This window comes from Verrucomicrobiota bacterium (assembly GCA_039192515.1).
Classification (GTDB): domain Bacteria; phylum Verrucomicrobiota; class Verrucomicrobiia; order Methylacidiphilales; family JBCCWR01; genus JBCCWR01.
In genome coordinates, this window is the sequence record JBCCXA010000044.1 from 1 (window position 1) to 21743 (window position 21743).

Sequence of the window (21743 nt, forward strand, 5' to 3'; positions counted from 1 at the left end):
GTGGCAATCTTCTGACCGTCAGTGAGGCCAATTAAATTTATAACCGGCGGCTCATTATTCTGTGCATACGTGTCAAATACTCCAGGGATTAAGGATGTAATTACTAAAATTAGAATTTTTATTGTAGTTCTCATAATTTCGATTTAGGCGCAAAAAAATCTTTTGTCAAACTTTTAAACTTCGATCCTTTGTTATTTTTGTTAAAGCTAAAACAAATAGATCATGCATAAAGCCTCGAGGCGATAACGAAGAAAAAGTTAACAAAGATGTATTCCTCAAGTGATATCTTGAGGAGAATGGACTTTTTGGGCTAAGATCTTGCACAGATCTTCACGTTTGTATGCCATCTTTCGAATTAAAGTTAAAACTCTATAGATTTATAGCACTCCATAAATTACTCTCAAGGTTAACAAAACACCTTTGCTTTAACCTCTATGGACCTGCTTCTAGTCTATTTAGAAGAGTTTGTATGAGTCCGCCAAAACTGCCATTACTGAGTACCACAAGCACATCTGCTGCTCGGAGTTCTCGCGTAAGTCGATCTATCATGATCGAGACATCGGGTTCATAGTAAGATGTTTTGCCTGCTTCTAATAAATCCGAAACAACTTTTTTAGGATCTAAACGATTCTCACGAGGCAACTGGTCTAAACGGCTTACCTCACCTATACCTATATAATCTGCTAAAGCTAAAGCCTCTGGTAGCTGATCTTGAAAATTGGCGCGACGTGTCGTATTTGAACGAGGTTCGAATAGGGCACACAAGCGCCTATTCGGATATTTGGCCTTGAGTGCGCTTAGCGTTTCCTGGATAGCCGTTGGGTGGTGAGCAAAGTCATCAATAATAATTATATCTCTCGCTTCACCGCGCACTTCCATTCGCCTTTTAATACCTTTAAATTGAGTAAGAGCTTGAGCAATCATGGTGAGCTTTATGTCATAAACATTTGCTGCGGTAATGGCCATGCAAGCATTGTGGACATTGTGCGAACCGTACATTGGCAGGAAAAAAGATTCACCCATGAATTGAAAAATGGTTCCATTGGAAGTTACCTGGCTACCTGTAATTTGATGATTTGACTCAGAGGAAAAGCCTACCGAAATAACTTCACTTTTCGCATTTCGGAGGACATCCTTCACATTTTTATCATCAGCGTTGGCGACGACTATCCCATTCTGCGGAACAATATGGATCAAGCGACTGAAGGTAGCCTTAATGTCTTCCAAAGAATTAAAGATATCCGCATGATCAAACTCTAGATTATTGAGGATGACAAGCTCGGGAAGATAGTGGAGAAATTTGCTTCTCTTATCGAAGAAACAAGTATCGTATTCGTCGCCTTCCAAAATCCAAAACGGGCCATTTTGGTTTTTGCAGCCTTGAGGTAAGTTCTTGGGCACACCACCAATCAGATAGCTTGGATTTTTCCCGCAGTGTTCGAAGATCCAGGCGAGAAGGCTAGTCGTCGTGGTTTTCCCATGTGTGCCTGTCACAACGAGGTTTTTCGTTTTGCTTAGTAAGAAGAGTCGTAATGTTTCAGGTAATGACAAATAGAATAAATGCTGGTTAAGCACTGCTTCTAGTTCTGGATTCCCCCTTGATATGGCGTTGCCAACGATGACTAAATCTGGGCGATGTGAGAGGTTTTCTTCGCGATAGCCCTCCATCAGCTGCACCTTATTGGATTCTAAGAACGTTGACATTGGAGGGTAGATATTGGCGTCTGATCCCGTAATTTTGTAGCCTTGCTCTTGCAACATGACGGCAACTGAGCCCATAGCGGTTCCGCAAATGCCAATCAGGTGAATGGTCTTTATTTCGGAGAGTACATTTTTAGGCATAGATGATTTCTACCATAGCCAAGTAGGCAATCCCTTCCATAGAAAAACGAACCATATGGTGAGGTTTATGCTGGATTTTAGTGAAACCTTTGTATACTTTATAAGAGTGAAATTCAGGCAATTCGTTTTAGTCTACATCTTGGCACATTCATTTGCTTTCGCTGATTCCTTGACGGATCAATTAAACATGTCTGAGGAAGAGCTAAGAAGCAAGACAAGCAGGCTATCAAATAAGATATTCAAGACCAATAAGTTTTTCGGCAAGAAGTATCAAGTCGACAAAAAGTTTTCGACTAATGAGTACACAGTTGGAAAAGGTTTGTTCCCCACAAAGCAATGGACCGGAGGGAAGCCATCAAAGCAGTTTTCCACCACCGACTTAATCAAGGAAGATAAAACCTCGTCTTTTGATAATCAAAAATGGCAAGGTGCTCAAAAAAAATGGGCAGACCCTAAGCGTGATACTTCATTCTCGGGTAAAGCGAAAGAGGATGGAAAAGTCTATCTACTAGATGATGTCAATAAGAGTTGGTATGATGGCAAGAAAAAATATAAAGGTCTTGAACTCAAAGAAATGAATAGAGAAATTGCTTTAATTAATGAGGCCTTAAAAGATGTTACAGAAAATGGCGAGAACCAACTTTCCATCCAAGAAATAAAAGAAATTCTCAATACCAATAAATAGGCTAGGCACTATTTTCAATGTCTCATTAATCAGCCTAAAGCAAGCTGCCTGAAGCGAAGTAAGCTTAAAGAATATCACTGAGGCTACTAGGAGATTCAACTTTCCCCATAATATCCCTTTACAGAGAATCCTTACTCTTCAGTATAAATAAATGCGATTCTTTACCACTACGCTACCAGTCCTATTGTTTGTAGTTGGCTGTTCAACGACAACTCAAGATAAAGCTTCGGTAAGCACCCCCTGGGAGGGCGAACCCGTTGTGCGCTTTGTTAAAACATATGACTTACAAGTAGCACTGACCTTTGATGATGGGCCACATCCTATCAACACTCCCTTGTTATTGGATTTACTTAAGGAAGAAAAAATTAAAGCGACATTTTATTTAGTGGGCCAGACTGCAGCTGCCTATCCAGACATTACCAAACGGATCATCGATGAGGGCCATGAAATCGGAAACCACTCTTGGTCTCATGACAACTTCACCGATCTTTCTTATCAAGAAATTGCTAAAGAAATTGATAAGACCAATGCTTTGCTAGAGAAACATTCTGGAGTAAAGCCTGCTACTTTTCGTCCGCCCTATGGGGCTCTAAGACCTGCTCAAAAGACCTGGATTCATGAAAAATACCAATGGCCCATAGTTTATTGGTCAATAGATCCTAAAGACTGGACAAGACCTGGCATAGGTGAAGTGAGCCGTCGTATTGTTTCTGGCATTCATCCGGGAGCTATTGTTTTATTTCACGACACACACAACACCACGATTCAGGCGATGCCTGATATTATTGAAAAACTGAAGTCAAAAAAATATGAATTTGTGACCATCTCGAAGCTATTAGCTTCATCTCAAAAACAAAACCACCAAGAAACTAGATTAACTAGCGATTAGTTGAAAAAGAGGTAGTCGCTTTGATCTCGGGATAATTACTTAAAATCGCAGTGATCGTATAGTTTCCTGTTTGCAAGTTGCCAGCCAATTTACGGACGGGTACATTAATAGTGTAGGCAAACTTTTCCTTAGGATTTACAAAAACAGATCCCACGACTTGCATGAATGCTTTATCATCAGACCAAACAAAAATAGCATTATTTGTTCCTTCCTCGGTAATGGCTATGTCATAGCGTTGAGCATCTGGAAAGGATAAAGTGTACTGGCGCTCGCTCTCATTTTGAATAATGAACTGTAATTCGAGTTGAACATCTTCATCGATGCCTTGTTCGAGTTCACTGATAGAGACACCTTCCTTAATTTTTAACTGAGCGGAGAAATCGTCGGTATTCACTTCATTTGCCTTTTGCACGCGAGCAGGGTCTCCCTTGAACAAGCTAAAGCGCTTGCCCGGAGGATTGATGAAGCGGTCGGGAACTGTTTGACGGGCTGGTCGGATATCGACAGCCCAGAGAGAGTCGTAAAAGATTACAAAAGCAAGGAAACACACAGGTAGCCAAGAACTTAAATGTTTGATACTCATTGATTATCAGACTATAACAGACCGGATACAATTCAACAACATTACAATGAAGCCGAGTAATAGTATCCATGACTAAAGCATCTAACTGGTTATCTTGCGCGTTTCTATACTTAGCGCTCTTTACAAGTTCCGTGGAGTCAAGAACCTGGACATACCAGAATGGCTCTAGCATAGAGGGATCGTTTGTCAGAAAGGAGGGTGATTATGTGGTCATCCAAAAATTTTCAGATTTCAGGCAGATTAGTATTCCTCTTTTTAAACTATCACAAAAAGACCAAGACTACCTAAGGACTACTCGAGCAGAGACCGCAAAGATTCGGCTAGCGAACCCCTTGAAAGAATACTTTCCCGATAAATTGCAGGATGCCAATGGCAAAGAGATTCCCACTTCCTCCCTCAGTGGAAAGCACGTAGGTATCTATTTTTCTGCAAAATGGTGTGGTCCTTGTCGAGTCTTTACTCCCAAATTAGTGGAATTCAGGGATCGTAACCAGAATAACTTTGAGGTTGTTTTTGTAAGTAGCGACAATAGTGACGCGGCGATGAAGAATTATATGAAAGATTCCGAGATGCAGTGGCTCGCTATGAAGCGAGGTTCAAAAGAGGCTAAAGATCTAAATTCACGCTTCGAGGTAAGGGGGATCCCTTCATTGGTTATTCTCTCCCCTAAGGGGGAGGTTATCACTCGCAATGGAAGAGGGTTGATAGATCAAAACCCTAATGGCTCTGTGGCTATTTTTAAGTGAGTCAAAGTCCCATGACATTCACATGCACCGTTCGGGTATGAGGATGAGCTCTATGCTCAAAGATGAATATTCCTTGCCACGTTCCCAAACATAAATGCCATTTTTTAATGGGGATGACTTCAGAGGTGCGAGTGAGGACCATTCTGATATGAGACGGCATATCGTCAGGGCCCTCATGAGTATGAACAAAGTAAGGAGTATCCTCCGGCACTAACTTTTCGAAGAAAGCATGTAAATCGGTTCGTGCTGAAGGATCGGCATTTTCATAAATAACAAGTGATGCACTTGTATGTGCGACAAAAACGGTTGCCACACCGTTCTGGATATCCGAGCTAGAAGCAATATCTCTCACTCGATCTGTTATTTCGATGGTTCCTTTTCCTGTAGTTTTTACCTGTATCGTTTCGGTCACTGATTTCATTTCATTTATCATCTAATACCCATACCACTTGGTAGATCACTTCAACGGGAAAGCAATCTCTAAAGGATCAATGAGAAAAATGAATGGCAAAGCTTTCCCGCCTCTCTACTCTATTTCGCAATTTATGTGATTATTGAAGTTTTTGAAATTCAATACAAATGGGGGCTGGGCAATTTACTATTTGATTATGATAGATTAAGTTGCCATTTTCCTGATCGATTTTGAAAACAGATAGGGTATTAGAGTCTCTAGCGGCGGCAAGTAACCATGTATCGGTAGGGTCTAGATGAAAGTTTCTAGGATAAGCGCCCCGCACCGGCTCACGCTCGATAAAAGTCAACTTGCCAGTATTGGAGTCAACTGAGAAAGCAGCAATGGTATCATGCCCACGATTTGCTGCGTAGAGGAATTTTCCTTTAGAGTCCATACGTATTTCGGAGGCTTTGTTAGGAACTTCCCAAAGATCTTGAGGAAGCGTGGGAATCACCTGCAGTTCGTTCATTACACCTTGATTGGAATCATAGCGAAACACAGAAATAGTCATCAGCAACTCATTGAGGACATAGGCAAATATCCCATTGGGATGAAACTTCATATGGCGTGGCCCGCTTCCTGGAGGACAGGCAGCGAATCCATTTTCCATCAAAGTTCCTTCGCTGTGATTAATTTTATAAATCATGACTTTGTCGATTCCTAAGTCAGGGACCATGAGATACTGGTTATCAGGGCTGACATAGACTGAGTGAGGGTGAGCTCTTTTTTGGCGAGCTTTATTGGGACCTGATCCTGAATGCTTCTTGAGGTCTGATCTAGGCTGAATACTTCCATCTTTAGCCAGTGGGAAAACCGCGACCGAGCTGGCTCCATATTGCGCAGTAAAGAGATATTTAGCAGTTTGATCAAGCGTTAGGTGGACACCTCTGCCATCACCAATAGGAATGGAGTTGATTAATTTTAGAGTTTTTCCCTGATCAAGAATTTCATAAGCAGCAATATGTCCAGCTCTGGAGTCAGCTACATGGTGAATGGTGTAAAGAAGCGATTTATTGCTTTTTTCTGCTAATGCAATAAAGCCTGGTGCTATCAATTCAGTGGCGAGCTCTGGTTGAGTCAGCTTTCCAGAGGCTAAGTCTAACTCAGCTCGGTAAATACCTTTACTTTCACTCTTCGTATCCGTGCCTATCCAAACAACTGCTTTTTCAGAGGCTTGTAGTGATAGTGGTGTAGAAAATACGATGAATAGCGCAATGCAGGACTTCAACTGTCTTGATTTCATATGTTTTTCCTAGCAGAGCACAACAGATAAGTCATGCTTTAACCCGGACGATGTAATCCTAAGCACTAAAATAAGCATTCTAAGCTTTGGAAAAAATTAAGCCTAGTGGCTCAAGTTTTATGCGCTTGGTTCCACTTCACTGCATGCATCATAGGAGTTTAAAAACCGATTGTGACGAGTTCTTCTTCTTTTTCTGCTTCCTCGGTATGAGTCATTTCATCCTCCTCTAGCGGCCTAAAACGCTCGGCTTTGAAACCACGCTCAGGGTAGGGTGGTGTATCCGAGCAAGGGTTAATCAGCTCAACTAAAGTAATCGCTACCTCGCCTTCTTGACCTTTTAAATTGACCCCTAAGGAAACGTCTCGGACGGTGTAGGTTACCCCTTCTTTAGGGAGTGCATCATAAAACTTTTCAATTCCTAATGGAAATTTTCCATCCACACAAACAACCTTCTGACCTGTTATCATAACTTGTAAGATATTTACCTGCGGCAAGCTCTTCAAATATTATTATCTGCTCCTTTCCTCTTTAGGGTTTTTTCTAAAACTAAAAAAATGTCTTTCCAATCAACACCGTTTATGTGGACTCAAGCATTGACAACGAAGAGATGCTCTTATACAGTCTATTACTATTGAGATAAGGGCATTTCCTAAATAGATTCAAACACTCCTTTTCGTCCTACTCCCTTGTAAGCGGAGCCTCAGGGTGGACAGTAGGTTGCGAATGTTGGTTCTTCGGATCAAGTCCGAGGATGACAAAGGATCCATCAGAGTTATCGTTTATTCGAAAAGGCTCTCATTGGTAAATCTACATATGAGTGATTTAAGTCGGGATAGAGAATCGCTTTAAAGAGCAAGGTTTTCAGGTTAAATAAACAACAGCTATGAGAGAACACACACACATTTGGCTTATTCTTTTAGGCGCGACTGCTGTCATTGGAGCAGCGATCGTTGTCTATCAATTGAAAGAGGACTATAACAATCTTGAAAGCCCCCCATTCGCCTCAAATTTAAAGGACAAGGAGTCTCATAATCCTCCACATTCTCTAGATGAAAGCTCTGCTTTGCAGAAGCAACTAAGTCGTCTTTTGGATGTTCAATTATTAAATCGCTCTCGTATAGAAGAAATCATTCTGAGCGCTGCTAGAGAAGACTATGAGGCAACCAAAGCATGGATCGAGGAGCATTTAGAAAGTGCAAAACTCCAGTTGGCCTTAAACATCCTTTACGAGTTTGCGGCAGATAGGACCTTAGAGGAAGTGATCAAATCCATGCAAGATAACGAGATGTCTTTCTCTGAAGCGTTATCACAATTAAAAAATTCCCCAGGCCTATCTCATTCCCAGCAAAAGGAACTCGTTGCCCGATGGGGCCAGGTTGATCCCCAAGCTGTCGCTCAATCTCTTCTAACTCTTGCGGAAGATGATACGGACGGGCTCACGCAATACGACCTGCTCATGCCTTCTTTAGTACCAGGCCTAGGGGAGCAAGAGTTTGCCGATACCTACGCGTTGATCAATACCGTGGAGGGTGAAAGCCGCTCAGAAATCATCTCAACCTTTCTTGCGCTTTATGCTTTGCAAAATCCAACCTTGGCCCTTGACACAATATTGGAAGCACCTGACTTTGAAGACAGACAGGGCTTTGCGGATTCTATCTTAAAAGAATGGGCGAAAAAGGATCTACAAGCGGCTTATGATTGGGCCCAAAATCTTCCTCAAGAGCAACGCGCTCCCAGTACACTGATCACCGTCGGAAAGCTACTTGCTCAAGAAAGTCCTGATGTGGCGGCGGCTGCCATTACTGCCGGGGAGTTACCTACGGATCCTGCATTGATTAGAAAAGTAGCGCATCATTGGGCAACCGAGGATGACCAGTCTTTAGAGGATTGGGTAAATACTTTGGTCGATTATGAGATGAGGAACCAAGCGGTTTTAGGATGGAGTGAGAATTTGATGGAGTCCTATGATCCTGACACCATATTCGATTTTTATGATCAATACTATGAAGGAGAGGATAAAAATGAGAAGTGGCTTCTCGTCGTATCTTACGGAGCACGTCAGGGAAAGATAAGCAAAGCCGCTGAGTCCTTCCAAAAAGCAGACTTGGGGCAAGTGAATCCAAACAGAGTTAAAAGCACACTACGCTATATCGTAGCCTCTTGGGCTGTATATGGCAAAGGCGAGGACTTAATGGCTTGGATTGATGAGGTTACAAATCATGAGCCCAACCTCACTTCCATGAACTCTAACCTGAAAAATTTTGCTTCAAGAACGTGGCAAGACTATCATGACGCTAAGGATCCTCCCTCATGGTCAGAATAGCTTTAACCCGGATATTGCCATAGAGGTTCAAAGATTTTGGCTCCAAGAAACATAGAGTCTCCTAGAGGTATCACCTTTTGAGACCCATGACCCTACTCTATCTGGATTGGTGCTCCGTGCGCTTGATAACTTCACCTTCGCTTGCTTGTAGAACCACGCTCAGACGATGTGATTGATACATCTTTCTCGACTCTCTTTTCCTTGTCGCTGAAGCTTTTAGGCATCTTGTTCCATTTCTATTACATCATCTGGGTTTAACATTATGACTGCTTCTTTCGGGTTTGGAATCGGGGTTGCTGATACTAGATAACAATGACCTGTCTGCCTGAAGAAGGGTGCTTAACAAATTCTATTTTAATGCCGTAGACATGCTCGATTACCTCCTTGGAGATAATGTCTTCTGGAGGTCCCACCGCTACCTGTTCTCCATTTTTTAAAAAAAGGAGATGGTCTGCATATTGTGTCGCCTGGTTGATATCATGAAGAATGGCGAACACGGCGACTTGATCCTTGGCATACTGTTTGGCCAGTTTTAGAACAAGATGTTGGTGTGCGATGTCTAAGCTAGAGGTTGGTTCATCTAAAAGCAGATAGCGACATCCATTTTCAGATGCATCCCAGATTTGTGCGAGAACTCGAGCTAGTTGAACGCGCTGTTTTTCTCCACCAGATAATGTTGGAAAACTGCGCTCAGCAAAACTTGCCATATCCACACTTTTTAATGCTTCCTGAGCGATTTGGAAGTCTTGCTCATTTTCTATCCAGGTGTAGTGAGGAGACCGGCCCATGAGAACGACTTCTAAAACGGTGAAGGGAAAATTAATATCTGGGCTCTGAGTGAGAACAGCCCTCATTTTACTAAGAGATAGAGGGTTCCAATCCTCAAGTGGTTTACCTGCTAAATGGATCTCGCCTTTCGTTGGCTCGCATTCACCTGTCAGGGCCTCTAACAAAGTGGACTTTCCCGCTCCATTGGGCCCCAACACCGCAGTAAGTGCACCTGGCTTCACAGAAAGGTTGATCTCATGCAAAATTTCTGTTTGACCTTTACTTACACTAATATTTTTTGCGCTCAGCATAGCTAGATTCGTTTCATTTTTAGAAGCAACCACAGAAAGAATGGTGCCCCTATGAAAGCTGTAATAATCCCAATTGGCAGCTCAACAGGAGCCAATAAATTTCTTGCCAACAAATCGGACAATAATAACAGAAGTCCTCCAAGAAAGATGGATCCAAGCATTAAAAAACGATTATCCGGGCCAATGCAAAGCCGAACGAGGTGAGGAACCACCAAACCCACGAAGGCAATCATCCCACTGATGGCAACACCTGAACCCACACCAGCTGCCGTTAAGCAAATAATAAGAACTTTGGCGCGCTCTCTGTCTATGCCCAGGTATTTAGCTTCTGCTTCACCAAGCGCAAAAGCATTTAGTGCTTTGGATAGAAAGGGTAGGGAGAGAATGCTTATAAGCATAAGTGGGGCTGCCAGAGATAATTCTTTCCAAGTAGCATGCCCTAGGCTTCCCATCATCCAGAAAGTAATCGAGCGTATTTGGTCATCATCGGATAGAAAGACAAAGTAACTGGTAATCGCTCCCGCAAAGGCATTGATGGCAATACCGGCAAGAAGCATGGTCGGGACATCCGTTCGACCATGTCTGGTTGCTAAATGATAAATAAGAAAGGTAGTCATGAATGCAAAAAAGAAAGCCAGTAGGGGTGTGGTGAAAGTACCCAGTGTTTTGCTCCATTCTGGAAACCAGCTTGAGAAACTACTGATGCTAATAACTGCCCCCAATCCAGCACCGGCAGAGATGCCGATTAGGCCCGGGTCTGCTAGAGGATTTCGAAAGAGTCCCTGCATAGCACCGCCGCATGCCGCTAAAGCCCCGCCGATTAAGATGGCGCATAAAATTCGAGGTAGTCGAATGATTTCTATGGCGGCAATGTGTTGTTGAGAGATGTTCTCTGCTTCCGCAAGGCCGAGCCGAGACAGCAAAATCTCCAACAAGTCCTTTATTGGGACCTTAACCGGTCCATTTGATAAAGCAACAAGGGCCATGACAATCAGCATGACCAACAAAAGAGCAATTAAAGTGAGCTTCCTTTTTTGCTGAGAAGGAATGCTAGACCAAGAGATAACCATTTAGAAATGACAGGCGTCTATTCTTGATAGAAGTAAAGGGCTAGCTCTTTAACAGCTTCTGGAGTATTTAAACCAAGGGTTAGGGTTTTGGCCATATCAATGACTTTGACACGGTCATTTTGAACTGCGGCCGAAGCGGATAAACCAGGTAAATTTTTGAAAGCCTCCAAACCACCTAACTGCTGAAGACCTCTATCGGGAACAAGAAGAATATCCGGATTTGCTTGCAAGGCTGATTCTGCGCTCAATTCCTTGTAACCCTGAAAGCTTTCCACCACATTGACGCCGCCAGCAGCTTTGATAATCGTATCTGCCGCGGTTCCTGTTCCACCTGCCCGAAATGCTCCTGTGCCATGATTCATCAGGAAGATCACGCGGGGAGGGGACTTTTTATCTGCTTGCGCCTGGCTGACAATTTTTTGTGTCTCTTTCAAGTGGACATCGATCTGCTCGATCAGTTGTTTACCGCTTTCTTGCTGATCAAGTGTTTCGGCTAACTGACTGATTTTGCCGGTTATTTCCTCTAGAGACTTAATTTTGGGAAGCAGTACCATTTCTACACCAGACTGTTTGAGCTGGTCAACAGCCGCGGGAGGTCCTATCCCATCGGAACCAATGATGAGCGTCGGATTGCACGAAAGAACACCCTCTGCAGAAAGGGTGCGGTAGTAATTTAACGCGGTGATTTTATCTTCCCCATAAGGCTTTTTCACAATAGGTAAAAACAGAGAAGACTGGTCGACGGCAACTACCTTGTCTCCAGAGCCTAAAGCAAACACAATCTCCGTTGCAGAAATTCCTAGGGATACCACGCGTTCAGATTTCTCCTCTGCGTGCGAGACTCCGGTAACGAGGAAAAAGAGGAGGGCGACTTTAAGGAAAGCAAACAATCTCATCAAATGTAGGGTATAGACTATTTGCTTTGCTCAATGTTTCCAATAATATCACGCCACGCTTCTAATTCGGGAATTCCCGGTTTACGTTCACCAAAAAACAGGGCGATGTTATCATTCTCCTTGTCATAAAGCTCCAGTGCCGTCACCAATCCATCTTTGGTTGGTTTTTTGACAATGTAACTTTGGTCAATGCCGCTCTCACGCAGATGCAGATTGAAGTCTGGGTCCATCACATTATACCAATCTTCGTAGGGCATCAGTTTTTTGACTGGACCTGTATGAATTTGGATATTCCCAGGATTTCCTACAAACACCATAATGGGCGTTTCCGTTGCACCTGCTGCATCTAAGACCTTTCTAGCGCTATCATTGCCAACGCGGGTGACGTATTGACTAGGTGCTAGTCGTAATGCTTGGGTTCTGCTCACTCGATACTTTTGCAGGAGTCCATAGAAACCGTGAGTATCTTGTAAACCTTCCCATCCTTTGTGAAACCCTTCAAGGTCTATCTGGGAGTCGGGGAGTTCCTCTTTTTCTTCAGGTAGGGGAGTCGTGTCTTGTTCAGCGGATTGGTCATCGCTCTTGAACCTCTCTTTCAGCGTCTCAAATCCAGCCCAATTGCCCCCTTCATGCAAATAGACTTTAAAAATAGCGCTGCCATCTTGATTAAAAAATTGAAAACTTTGCTTGGTTTCACCTCTCACTTCCTCCTCTACGGCAAAGCTCATATGCCAGTGACTCATGAAAAGCCTCAGGTCAATCTGTTTACCCACAACCTGCCCCATATGAGGGCCGAAAAATTCGATATGCTCAAATTTACCAATCTTCTCGTGAACAGCATGGTCGTTGCGAGTGAGTGCCATGACATTACCTAGCTCAACAAAGGACTTAATAAGATCCTTCCAATCTCCGGTTAGTCGAGTAACGGATTCCCCGCATTTTGTTGCCAGCAGCTCTGCTTCGCTTACGCCTAGCTCCTTCGCAGCATCGCGAATTCGTAATTTAGGTTTTTCTTGGAGAAGTTTGTCCCAACTTTCCTTCAAGTCGGAACTATTTGAAATGATTCCAGTATCGCTCATTTGTTGCCCCTTTGTTTGGCTTTGAAAAATATTTAATATGCAAGCTTATACTTGATGACAATTTTCATAAGTCAATAGTGAATAAATTTCTCACTGAATAAGGGTTGACATTAAATGATATTGAGACTAAACCTCAAAAAAAGGTTAAAGGAATACGAATTTATTCGAGAGAGTAGGATGGTTATAACCACTGAATTGGCGACCACTCTACAGAAAATAACTAATATAACGGAGAAAATTAGAATGAAAAAAATACTAGCAACAACGGTTTTAGCGGGTGCTTTGACAAGCTTAGGACAGGCAGTAGTGGATATCAACTACGTTGAGGATTTTGACTCAGACACAGCTAACTGGATAGATGTTTCCGAAGGTCCTGTTGACTATAATGCAACCGGAGGTCCCGATGGAGGGGCTCATGTTTCGGTGGATTTTAACTATGTCGACTTTGTCGCCGGTTCGCAAAGTCCTGTTCTGTTTAGAGCGAATGATTTCAATGACGCAAGTGGGGATGCGTTTGTAGGGAATTGGATAGCAGAAGAAATTATTAGCTTTTCCTTTGACTTCCAGCACAATGCTCCGGATCCAATCAATGTCTTTGCACGTTTCGCGAGCTCCTTTAATTTCCCTGGTGCTATCGCTGTTGATTTTACGCCGGTCTTACCTAACACTTGGACGACTGTGACCTTTGATATCAGTCCATTTAACCCTGAGTTTGTTAGTTTTGAAGGCACAAATTTCGATGCTGTTTTCAATAGCGTCGGCAACATTCAGATTGGAGTGAGTGGAGATCCATTGGCCGGCGTTGACCAAGACTTTACATTCAGAGTAGACAAAGTTCAGGTGGAAGCAGTTCCTGAACCATCCACTTATGCACTTCTTGCTCTAGGGGCAGGCGCTTTAGCCTTACTTCGAAGAAGAAGAAAAAGCTAAGTTTTTTAGTAATTCGGTTTCTTAAAACGGCTGCAACGGTTTTCCGTGGCAGCCGTTTTGCGTTTCTTGCCAAGCTCTCCACCACTCTCCTGCTTCTTTTACTGTCATTCTTCGGCTTGACCAGGAACGCTAAAAAAGTTGTGCGGAGCACCTAGGCTTTTGGAGCTGATGTCAGAGAATCAATCCCGCATTCATAGAGTTGCTCTGGACACCGGTTTGAATGAGCTTTTGAAGCAAGGATTTTTGCATCATGAGTTATTTCGCAAGCTAATGGCCCTTGTTAAAAATGACCCTCACTTTTAGCGAACTGGCAATGCTTTGGTCTCCGAGTTTAGCGGGAGCAAATTTCCAGCGGCTTTTGACCCATTTGAGAGCACTGCTATCGAGGAGGTTATAACCTGTCGACTTAAGTACTTGCACCTCTTGGGGGGTCCCAAACTCATCGATAAAGATTTCAAGAATCACATTGCCATCCCATCCTTTGCGTTCAGCAATGCGAGGATATTGAGGCATAGGCTTACGCAGAATCCGCGCAGGCATATTGGATAAGCCTTGATTCGAATGATTGGATCTATAGCGGCTAGATGAGGTTGAAACTGTTTTATTAGCACTGTTATTTTTGGTGCTGATTGAGGTTGAAGTCATGGGTGTAGCTTTTGCTACTTTTTGAGGTTGGTTCTCGAGTGGTTGTTGCGTAGGGGTCGAAACCTCTTGAAGCTTTTCTATCTGTAAAATTTCTTGGGGCGGCTGTTCGACTATTTCAATTTTTTCGGTCTCAGGGATGTCTGGAAGCTCTTGCTCAACAATCGGTTCTTCAAGTTTTTCCAAGGGAGTTTCTGTTGGTATCGTCTTTTCTACAACCTCGGGTATGACAACTGCCTCAGCCTCAGTCGGTCCTTCAGCCACTAGGATTTTTTCTTGCGGAATAGGCTCTTCAATGACAAGAGGTGTGGGAGACTTGGCTAATGGAATGAAATGAGCTTGTAAGGAAGCGGGGCTGGGTTCGTTTAAGATAGGCATGGTTCTGCCAGGTTTGATGAAAGCTGTAAGGAGTAAGAAAAGGACTAAGTGTAAGAGGAAGGCACAAAGTGACCAGAGAATGAGAGAATAACGCCGGTAGGGAAGGGCATTCATTCGCTTTCCTCATAGACAAAATTAAATTGAGTAAGTCCTGCTTGCCGGGCTAAATTCATCGCTTCAAGAATATGTTTATAGGGAACTTCTTGATCCCCCTTAAAGTAAACCGCTTCCGTATCAAGCTCTGTCTGCCATTTTCGCAAGTGGCTCAAAAGCTGATCTTGCGGTATGCGCTCCGATTTAATATAGCTATTCCCGTCTCGATCCATTTGCACACTTAACACGGAGTGGTCGACCTGAGTTTCTTCAGTCTCGGCTTGAGGTAGAATAATATCCATCATTGGTTCAGCGAAGGTTGAAGAAATCATAATAAAGACGAGAATTTGAAAGATCACATCAATAAGCGGGGTCAGTTCAATAGTAGGTGTGCTCGAGGAACTGTCTTCAAATTCAATATTCATGCGGGCTCCTTCTTTGAGAGAGAGTTGCTAGCTAATTCAGATGAGCTTTCGGCCTGCTCGTAAATAAAATGTCTTTGCTCTTCCAAAAAACTAATGGATGTCTTCATCGTGCGGGCCAGAAGATCAACCCTGGATTGGAAAATTTGGTAGGCGATGATGCAGAGGATTCCGATCACCATGCCAACGATGGTGGTGAGCAGAGCTTCCCAGATCCCTCCTGCCAAGTCAGAGGGCTGCACCTTGGTGCCCAACTCTTGCATTTTGTGGAAGGTTGCCACAAGACCAGTGACGGTTCCCAAGAGTCCCAGCATCGGAGCTACTTGACTAATCGTAGCTATGATGCGCAAGTTTTTACGCAACTCTGCAAGAAGGGAGTCGCCCTTTCGTTTGATTGCTTCTTCTCGAATCGATAACTCGTGAGAAGCGTAGCTCGCGTAAAAGGCATAGAGCCGCAGAATGGGGCATTTGCTCTCCGTCCATTGATTCCACCCATCTTTATCCAGCGAGGCAAGGCATTCCCAAGCTCGAGTGGCCAAATCCTCTTTATGGAAAGAGCCAGCACGCCAATAAGCCCAGGCTCTCTCCAGAATAAAAGTCAAAGCAACCAGAGAGCAGAGCAACAGCGGCCACATCATCAGCCCGCCTTTTGCTATCCATGAATAAATGTGTTCCATTTCTAATAGGAGTCGTCGATGACTAGCAAGGTTTTACGTTTAATCTTTCTTTTGTCCCATGAGCTTGATTTAACAGAGGTTTTTCATAATTTAAATCGGTGCAAATGTCAAGAATGAGACCCGTTAGCAATAAACTTGACACACTTTCGTACTCGTTTAGCGTTCTAACGTTAAAAATGAGATCTGGTATCATTAAGTGTTTTTATCCAGCTTTCGTATTTATAGTCATTGGAAAGCTCAGCATAGCAACATCTCGGGCAATGGATGCAGGGTTGAAAGATGACATGGATTCCTCAGAAATTGAAAACAAAGAATACCAATTAATTCAGACTATTCAAAAAGATAGCGGCTCAGCAGAAGAGCACGAAGTAGATGCAGAAGTCACAGTGGTTTCCCAAAGGCGCAAAAAGAAAACCCATGATGTCCCTGTTATGGTGACCGTCATGACAAGAAAAGACATGGAAAGAAACGGCGTACAGAACTTTGGTGATGTGGTAAAATACGAGCCGCTGGTATCCGCTCCCTTCGACTTTGCTACGTCGGATAGCGCTTTTGCCTACTCCCAAAGCGGCTTCAGCAGCTATAACATACGAGGGATTGAGGGTAACCGTGTCTTGCTGACCGTCGACGGAATACGTCAGGCGCCTTCTTACCTTTCTAATTCTTTCGACCAAACGGCTGAAGCCCCTGGTGGATCAGGGCGTGATTTCTTTGACCCCGCTATGTTTGAAGCGGTGGAAATCATTAAAGGGCCGGCCAGTAGCCTTTATGGGAGCGATGCTCTGGGTGGTGTCGTCGCTTTTCGCACCCCAGATCCTCAGGACTTATTGAGCACTACCGACAATCCTTTTGCAGTACTCCAACGCGTGCAATATTTCGAGGCCAACGAGAGCAAAGCGAACCTGACCTTAGCTGCCGTCGAACAAGGGCCTGTCGCCTTTCTTTTTGGTTATGCAGGACGTTTCGGTGGGGAGACGGAAAACAATGGGGATTTGCCCCCCAACCCTGCGGAATTCTACAGTCACAGCTTCTTGAGCAAAATTGATTATCAAATCAACGAATCCAACTTTCTGCAGCTAACGGCGGAATATTATGAAAAACAAAACGATATTGAAGTGGATAGCGCTGAAGGTGGGGGCTTGATACTGTGGGAGGATGTTTTCAATACGGACTACAAGGAAAGATACCGCTTAAGTCTGGACTATGAATTGTCGCTGATAGACTTTCCTGTCTTCGATGAATTCAAACTCACCCCCTACTATCAGTTTTCCTTCAACCAAGCCATCAATGAGTCAAGAGGCCCTGATGTCTTTAACTCGGGAGGTATCTTTGTAGCTCCTGGAAGAGTTAGAGATCAAGAAATAGAATACGACACAGAGATCTACGGAGCGGATTTACAATTTGATAAACAAATACTAGGCAATGTTCTCGATCATTATCTAATCTATGGAACACAATTTTCAATCAGCAATCAGGAAAATCGTTTCTTCCGAGAAGATACCAGCGTTTCCGTAGCCGGCAATCGCATCAGTTTCGCACCTTCGGATACCTATCGCCTAGGAGCCTTTATACAGCATGAGTTTAGTCTGGGAGAAGAACGTGAGTGGGTTCTGACCCCGGCATTCCGCTTAGACTACTATGAAGTGAAGTCATTTACGGATGGATCTTATGAGGAGCGATTATCCAACTTGAATTTTACAGAGATTGCTCAATTCGAAGGCTATGACGACTTGAGCTTCGCTCCGAAGTTCACCGTGTTAAGACACCTTAATGAGTCACTTAATGTTTATGCTGCTTACGCCAGAGGGATTCGCAATCCCACGGCTGAAGAGCTTACCTATATATTCGACCACCCGCCTGCCGGGGGTGCTCCCGCCGGTAACTTGGTCATACCCAATACGGAGTTGGAAGAAGAAAAAAGTGATAGTTTTGAAATCGGGTTGAAGGGTGACTACGACCCGTTGAGCTTTGAATTAGCTGCGTTCTACAATATCTATGATAATTTTTTAGCAAATCAAGAAGACACCGGATTAGACACTGACGATGGCAGAAATATTTTACAAACAGTCAATATTGGAGAGGTGGATATCTATGGCTTTGAGGTAAATGCCCAGTTGCGACCAGGTGAGATATCCGAAGATCTTGAAGCTCTAAAAGGGGTGGAACTAGGAGTGGCTACAGGTTGGGCTGAGGGAAGAAATAAGAGTGAAGATCAGTGGCTCAACACCATTGATCCTTTTAAAGTGGTCTGGTATGCGGAATTCGTGGAACCGGATCAAGAGAGATTTGGAACTCGCCTTACCACCACCTTCGTGGAAAAGAAAACCAAGATTGACGAAACGACCAGTCAGGGCTCTTTTTTTCAACCGGGAGACTTTTTTGTCCTCGATTGGTCAGCTTTCGTCACCCCTTGGGAATACTTTACGCTTTCTGCCGGTGTCAATAATCTTCTGGATCGCGAATATTATCTCTGGAGTGTGATTCGCCGCGGCGGAGGCCACCAGGGGGGAGGTGTTGCCGCAACCAGAGTCACCCAACCGGGAAGAAATTTTTACATCTCCGCAAAATTAGAATTTTGAGGTATGTTACTTAAGGAAATCATCAAAACAAATAGATCAAAAACTATGAAACAAAAGAAACACCACAAACTCAACAAGTCTTACTTAAGAGTAGGGCTTTTACTAGGCATTACTCTAGTAGCTGTTCAGAATACCTACGCCCAAGAACAAGTCACCCTGACTCCAACCCAGGACTCTGATAGCTATCAGTTTATCAACGCCCCCACTACAGGGCAGAGTATTCTCACCCTTGGAGTGAGCTCAAGTTGCACAGCAAGTTGTGGTCACTCGCAGAAGACACTTATACAGTTCAATACCAGTAGCATTCCTTTCGCTTCCAGTGAGGTAGATAGTGCTGTTTTGCGTCTTTGGGCGCTAGATAATACCATTACTATTCCCGATTTTGGAACTATCGGATTTGATCCTGGGACGGTTGAAGTTTATACACAAGGTTCAAGTTGGTTTGTTGATAATGCTAACCCAAAGTGGAATGCGCATGATGCGGATCAGTTTATTGGAAGCATCAATGTCAGTGCCATTGAGGCTTGGTATGAAATTGATGTGACCCAAGCGGTGAAGGACTGGTTAGATGGTGCATCCAACTTTGGTTTTGAGATTCAAACTGCTGACGAATTTTCAACACAGACATGTGCTTTTGCTTCCATGGAAGAAGTCGAGAGTCTCAAGCCTAAACTCGTAGTCACAAAAATTCCTGTTCCTGCTCCTACGGTGTTTGATCCCGTCGCAGGCTTTGGTTTGGAATTCGATGCCGTAATTGGTAATCAAGTGATTGTCAGCACTTCGGATACTCCAGAAGACGGAACCTTTACTGACATGTCACCTCTGACTATTACCACAAGCCCTTTCTCCATAGTTGACCCCATGTCCCTCACGTTAGACAAACGCTTTTATACCATTCGTTATGATTAATTTTTCTCGTAGAGCTTACGTGCTAGAGCCAATCTAGGTTTCCCAATCCCCGGTTATGCTTTGACTCTCTTCTTCGGTCATCCTCAGGAGACTTTTATTATCATACCCGGCTCCGCTTATTGTTATGCCTCGGCTTCTTTTATTATCATGCACCGGCCCCTCTTATCGTCATCCTCCGGCTTGACCGGAGGATCCAGAAATGGCTTAAGTGAAAGGTGATAAGTGAAAAAGAAGATCAATCCAGAAAGCTCAGCGCGGAGCACCTAAGCTTTGATCCTGTAATAACGTAAAGAAAGTTAAGAATGGATAAGATCATGTTAAAGTTGACGGCAGCGCCCAACCCCTCTGCCATCCTCCGGCAGCTCTTACTGGCAATCTCTGGCCCACCTTACCGTCTCTGCCAGCCCCTTCTACCGTTCTCTCCGTTTCTTTTTATCGTCTACCCGGCTCCCCTTATTGTCATCCCCCGGCTCCTCTTATCGTCATCCTCCGGCTTGACCGGAGGATCCAGAAATGTCTTAAGTGAAAGATGATATAGTGAAAAAGAAGATCAATCCGTCATATGAAAAGGCTTTCCTTGGATGGAAATCGATAACAAACATAATAGCTAAAAGAAGGTAGAGAACGGATGACGAACATGAATCGACAATTCCTGATGCGAAGACTTCTTCTCAGCTTGATGCTCGTCCTAGGTGCGGTTGTCTTGATCTATAAGTTAGGCGGTGTTGGGGAGACTGCTAAAAATCCTGACCAAGCTTCCACTTTAAAAGACCCATCATCAAAGCGTGCTTCTCACGCTTCCCATAGAGCGACTTCCTTGAAGAACCCATTAGGTCGCCTTGGCCAGCTTTTAGAACTCCACTTTTTTAGAGATCGCTTTCTCATTCAAGATATTATCCTCAGGTCCGCCCAAGTAGATTTTGAGGCGACGAAAGCCTGGATCCAGCAGCATCTAGACGATGAAAAATTGCAGATGGCTTTGAACATTCTGGATTTGCACCTTCAGGACTTAGCTGCCGAGGAAGCTTTAGATGCGATATTCACTGCCATGCAAAATCAAGAGATCTCCTTGGCTGATGCCCTGTCCGTATTAAAAAATTTACCAGGTCGTTCCTATGCTCAACAAAAACAACTGGTGAGGGCATGGAGTCAAAGCGATCCAGAGGCAGTTTCTCAATATCTCTTAGCTTCAGCAGAAGAGGGGACCGATGGACTGAAGCAATACTATCAACTCATGCCCGCCTTTGTATCGGGTCTCCCAGAGCAAGGGTTCAGTGACGCTTATGCACTGGTCAATAGTATGCGAGGTAAAAGACGCACTGAAATCATGTCTGCTTTTCTCAAGACCTATGCCTTAGAAAATCCAACCTTGGCCCTTGAAAAAATACCCGAGACACGCGGCCTCAAAAATAGACAAAACCTTACTAACTCTATTCTGAACCAATGGGCAAAAAAAGATCCTAAGGAAGCTTATGAGTGGGTTCAAAATCTTCCTCCAGAGCAACGCACCTCCAACATGGTATTAACTGTTGGCCAACAGCTCGCTCAGCAGAGTCCCGAAGTTGCAGCTACCGCCATCAGCTCGGGAGAATTGCCGATGGATGCTGAACTGGTCAAACAAGTCGCCCGCCATTGGATTGGTCAAAATGAGGAGTCATTGGAGGATTGGGTAAATGATCTATCAGACCCGGAAATAAAAGATCAAGCTGTTTGGGGGTGGAGCGAAGGCTTAATAGAGTCGGCTGATGCCGATACAGCCTATCGCTTTTACGATCAGAACTATCTGGGGGAGGATAAAAATGAAAAATGGCTACAAGTCGTTTCCTATGGCGCGCGCCAAGGCAATGCCCGGCAAGCGGCTCAGTCATTTCGTAAGATAGACCTCAATGCGGTTGATGCCCATGCAGTGGAAAATACCTTGCACTTCATTGTGGGTTCATGGGCCGTTCATGACAAAGGGGAGGACTTAATGCGTTGGATTGATGACATTACAGATCGTGAGCCCAAGCTGGCGACGATGGAATCTAACTTAAAAGATTTAGCTCTGAGAAGTTGGCAGGAATACCATGCTTCTAGAGAACTTCCTTCATGGTCAGAATTGCCTCAAAATTAGCCAAGCTTATTCAAAACGAATAATTATGCCTTCTGAATCGTCCTGATTCCTCAAATTATATTCCTAAATATCATAAATAACAAATTTATAGCAAGTGCTGATTGCTATAAA

General features: G+C 43.8%; 20 protein-coding genes. 8 read left to right on the forward strand and 12 right to left on the reverse strand.

What is annotated here, in order from left to right; all coding sequences use genetic code 11:
• Positions 1 to 432: 432 nt before the first annotated feature.
• Complete coding sequence (gene mpl, locus AAGA18_14100) at positions 433 to 1842, reverse strand: UDP-N-acetylmuramate:L-alanyl-gamma-D-glutamyl-meso-diaminopimelate ligase (protein MEM9446473.1); 1410 nt, start codon at positions 1840 to 1842, stop codon at positions 433 to 435.
• A 106-nt stretch (positions 1843 to 1948) separates the two neighbouring features.
• On the opposite strand from mpl, the gene AAGA18_14105 reads away from it, so the two are divergent.
• Together AAGA18_14105 and AAGA18_14110 are read left to right on the forward strand one after the other, a co-directional pair.
• Positions 1949 to 2527, forward strand: coding sequence for a hypothetical protein (locus AAGA18_14105; GenBank protein MEM9446474.1), 579 nt, complete (start codon positions 1949 to 1951; stop codon positions 2525 to 2527).
• Between the two features lie 151 nt (positions 2528 to 2678).
• Positions 2679 to 3416: a polysaccharide deacetylase family protein gene (locus AAGA18_14110; protein MEM9446475.1), complete on the forward strand. Its 738-nt coding sequence runs from the start codon at positions 2679 to 2681 to the stop codon at positions 3414 to 3416.
• Here the strand turns inward: AAGA18_14110 and AAGA18_14115 are convergent.
• On the reverse strand, positions 3406 to 3999 hold the full coding sequence (locus AAGA18_14115) for a BsuPI-related putative proteinase inhibitor (protein MEM9446476.1): 594 nt from the start codon (positions 3997 to 3999) through the stop codon (positions 3406 to 3408). The two genes, AAGA18_14110 and AAGA18_14115, sit on opposite strands and share 11 nt — an antisense overlap.
• 68 nt (positions 4000 to 4067) lie before the next feature.
• Here AAGA18_14115 and AAGA18_14120 point away from each other — a divergent pair, with 68 nt between their 5' ends.
• On the forward strand, positions 4068 to 4745 hold the full coding sequence (locus AAGA18_14120; GenBank protein MEM9446477.1) for a thioredoxin-like domain-containing protein: 678 nt from the start codon (positions 4068 to 4070) through the stop codon (positions 4743 to 4745).
• Between the two features lies 1 nt (position 4746).
• On the opposite strand, the gene AAGA18_14125 is transcribed toward AAGA18_14120, so the two are convergent.
• The 3 genes from AAGA18_14125 to AAGA18_14135 all read right to left on the reverse strand — a co-directional run bounded on the left by AAGA18_14125 (position 4747) and on the right by AAGA18_14135 (position 6909).
• On the reverse strand, positions 4747 to 5166 hold the full coding sequence (locus tag AAGA18_14125; GenBank protein ID MEM9446478.1) for a secondary thiamine-phosphate synthase enzyme YjbQ: 420 nt from the start codon (positions 5164 to 5166) through the stop codon (positions 4747 to 4749).
• A 130-nt stretch (positions 5167 to 5296) separates the two neighbouring features.
• Complete coding sequence (locus tag AAGA18_14130; protein MEM9446479.1) at positions 5297 to 6442, reverse strand: lactonase family protein; 1146 nt, start codon at positions 6440 to 6442, stop codon at positions 5297 to 5299.
• A gap of 158 nt (positions 6443 to 6600) precedes the next feature.
• Complete coding sequence (locus tag AAGA18_14135; GenBank protein ID MEM9446480.1) at positions 6601 to 6909, reverse strand: hypothetical protein; 309 nt, start codon at positions 6907 to 6909, stop codon at positions 6601 to 6603.
• 416 nt (positions 6910 to 7325) lie between these two features.
• Here AAGA18_14135 and AAGA18_14140 point away from each other — a divergent pair, with 416 nt between their 5' ends.
• Positions 7326 to 8765, forward strand: coding sequence for a hypothetical protein (locus tag AAGA18_14140; GenBank protein MEM9446481.1), 1440 nt, complete (start codon positions 7326 to 7328; stop codon positions 8763 to 8765).
• Positions 8766 to 9067: 302 nt separating this feature from the next.
• Here AAGA18_14140 and AAGA18_14145 read toward each other — a convergent pair whose 3' ends face one another.
• From AAGA18_14145 to AAGA18_14160, 4 genes are read right to left on the reverse strand one after another with little or no spacing between them, the layout of a single operon-like run.
• On the reverse strand, positions 9068 to 9844 hold the full coding sequence (locus tag AAGA18_14145; protein MEM9446482.1) for a heme ABC transporter ATP-binding protein: 777 nt from the start codon (positions 9842 to 9844) through the stop codon (positions 9068 to 9070).
• Between the two features lie 2 nt (positions 9845 to 9846).
• Complete coding sequence (locus AAGA18_14150) at positions 9847 to 10914, reverse strand: iron chelate uptake ABC transporter family permease subunit (GenBank protein ID MEM9446483.1); 1068 nt, start codon at positions 10912 to 10914, stop codon at positions 9847 to 9849.
• 17 nt (positions 10915 to 10931) lie between these two features.
• A complete protein-coding gene (locus tag AAGA18_14155; GenBank protein MEM9446484.1) occupies positions 10932 to 11810 on the reverse strand; it encodes an ABC transporter substrate-binding protein in 879 nt (292 codons plus the stop codon).
• A gap of 17 nt (positions 11811 to 11827) precedes the next feature.
• The gene (locus AAGA18_14160) at positions 11828 to 12889 is read right to left on the reverse strand and encodes a ChuX/HutX family heme-like substrate-binding protein (GenBank protein ID MEM9446485.1); all 1062 of its coding nucleotides are present in this window, start codon (positions 12887 to 12889) and stop codon (positions 11828 to 11830) included.
• Between the two features lie 243 nt (positions 12890 to 13132).
• On the opposite strand from AAGA18_14160, the gene AAGA18_14165 reads away from it, so the two are divergent.
• Entirely contained in the window at positions 13133 to 13819 is a 687-nt protein-coding gene (locus AAGA18_14165; protein ID MEM9446486.1) for a PEP-CTERM sorting domain-containing protein, read from the forward strand.
• A gap of 267 nt (positions 13820 to 14086) precedes the next feature.
• Here AAGA18_14165 and AAGA18_14170 read toward each other — a convergent pair whose 3' ends face one another.
• From AAGA18_14170 to AAGA18_14180, 3 genes are read right to left on the reverse strand one after another with little or no spacing between them, the layout of a single operon-like run.
• The gene (locus AAGA18_14170) at positions 14087 to 14953 is read right to left on the reverse strand and encodes an energy transducer TonB (protein MEM9446487.1); all 867 of its coding nucleotides are present in this window, start codon (positions 14951 to 14953) and stop codon (positions 14087 to 14089) included.
• The gene (locus tag AAGA18_14175) at positions 14950 to 15357 is read right to left on the reverse strand and encodes a biopolymer transporter ExbD (protein MEM9446488.1); all 408 of its coding nucleotides are present in this window, start codon (positions 15355 to 15357) and stop codon (positions 14950 to 14952) included. Before AAGA18_14175 ends, AAGA18_14170 begins: the two co-directional genes overlap by 4 nt.
• Complete coding sequence (locus AAGA18_14180) at positions 15354 to 15992, reverse strand: MotA/TolQ/ExbB proton channel family protein (protein ID MEM9446489.1); 639 nt, start codon at positions 15990 to 15992, stop codon at positions 15354 to 15356. The genes AAGA18_14175 and AAGA18_14180 overlap by 4 nt, the downstream gene beginning before the upstream one ends.
• Before the next feature lie 215 nt (positions 15993 to 16207).
• On the opposite strand from AAGA18_14180, the gene AAGA18_14185 reads away from it, so the two are divergent.
• From AAGA18_14185 to AAGA18_14195, 3 genes are all read left to right on the forward strand, one after another.
• Positions 16208 to 18610 (forward strand): TonB-dependent hemoglobin/transferrin/lactoferrin family receptor, encoded by a 2403-nt coding sequence (locus AAGA18_14185; protein ID MEM9446490.1) that lies wholly within the window; start codon positions 16208 to 16210, stop codon positions 18608 to 18610.
• Positions 18611 to 18655: 45 nt separating this feature from the next.
• Positions 18656 to 19519 (forward strand): DNRLRE domain-containing protein, encoded by an 864-nt coding sequence (locus AAGA18_14190; GenBank protein MEM9446491.1) that lies wholly within the window; start codon positions 18656 to 18658, stop codon positions 19517 to 19519.
• A 628-nt stretch (positions 19520 to 20147) separates the two neighbouring features.
• Positions 20148 to 21632, forward strand: a complete 1485-nt coding sequence (locus tag AAGA18_14195) for a hypothetical protein (protein MEM9446492.1) — start codon at positions 20148 to 20150, stop codon at positions 21630 to 21632.
• Positions 21633 to 21743: the final 111 nt, after the last annotated feature.

Excerpts from the sequence above, each read along its gene's own strand:
- mpl (MEM9446473.1), bottom strand. The coding sequence starts at position 1,842 with ATGCCTAAAAATGTACTCTCCGAAATAAAGACCATTCACCTGATTGGC.
- AAGA18_14110 (MEM9446475.1), top strand. The coding sequence starts at position 2,679 with ATGCGATTCTTTACCACTACGCTACCAGTCCTATTGTTTGTAGTTGGC.
- AAGA18_14115 (MEM9446476.1), bottom strand. The coding sequence starts at position 3,999 with ATGAGTATCAAACATTTAAGTTCTTGGCTACCTGTGTGTTTCCTTGCT.
- AAGA18_14120 (MEM9446477.1), top strand. The coding sequence starts at position 4,068 with ATGACTAAAGCATCTAACTGGTTATCTTGCGCGTTTCTATACTTAGCG.
- AAGA18_14125 (MEM9446478.1), bottom strand. The coding sequence starts at position 5,166 with ATGAAATCAGTGACCGAAACGATACAGGTAAAAACTACAGGAAAAGGA.
- AAGA18_14130 (MEM9446479.1), bottom strand. The coding sequence starts at position 6,442 with ATGAAATCAAGACAGTTGAAGTCCTGCATTGCGCTATTCATCGTATTT.
- AAGA18_14135 (MEM9446480.1), bottom strand. The coding sequence starts at position 6,909 with ATGATAACAGGTCAGAAGGTTGTTTGTGTGGATGGAAAATTTCCATTA.
- AAGA18_14140 (MEM9446481.1), top strand. The coding sequence starts at position 7,326 with ATGAGAGAACACACACACATTTGGCTTATTCTTTTAGGCGCGACTGCT.
- AAGA18_14145 (MEM9446482.1), bottom strand. The coding sequence starts at position 9,844 with ATGCTGAGCGCAAAAAATATTAGTGTAAGTAAAGGTCAAACAGAAATT.
- AAGA18_14150 (MEM9446483.1), bottom strand. The coding sequence starts at position 10,914 with ATGGTTATCTCTTGGTCTAGCATTCCTTCTCAGCAAAAAAGGAAGCTC.
- AAGA18_14155 (MEM9446484.1), bottom strand. The coding sequence starts at position 11,810 with ATGAGATTGTTTGCTTTCCTTAAAGTCGCCCTCCTCTTTTTCCTCGTT.
- AAGA18_14160 (MEM9446485.1), bottom strand. The coding sequence starts at position 12,889 with ATGAGCGATACTGGAATCATTTCAAATAGTTCCGACTTGAAGGAAAGT.
- AAGA18_14165 (MEM9446486.1), top strand. The coding sequence starts at position 13,133 with ATGAAAAAAATACTAGCAACAACGGTTTTAGCGGGTGCTTTGACAAGC.
- AAGA18_14170 (MEM9446487.1), bottom strand. The coding sequence starts at position 14,953 with ATGAATGCCCTTCCCTACCGGCGTTATTCTCTCATTCTCTGGTCACTT.
- AAGA18_14175 (MEM9446488.1), bottom strand. The coding sequence starts at position 15,357 with ATGAATATTGAATTTGAAGACAGTTCCTCGAGCACACCTACTATTGAA.
- AAGA18_14180 (MEM9446489.1), bottom strand. The coding sequence starts at position 15,992 with ATGATGTGGCCGCTGTTGCTCTGCTCTCTGGTTGCTTTGACTTTTATT.
- AAGA18_14185 (MEM9446490.1), top strand. The coding sequence starts at position 16,208 with ATGAGATCTGGTATCATTAAGTGTTTTTATCCAGCTTTCGTATTTATA.
- AAGA18_14190 (MEM9446491.1), top strand. The coding sequence starts at position 18,656 with ATGAAACAAAAGAAACACCACAAACTCAACAAGTCTTACTTAAGAGTA.
- AAGA18_14195 (MEM9446492.1), top strand. The coding sequence starts at position 20,148 with ATGACGAACATGAATCGACAATTCCTGATGCGAAGACTTCTTCTCAGC.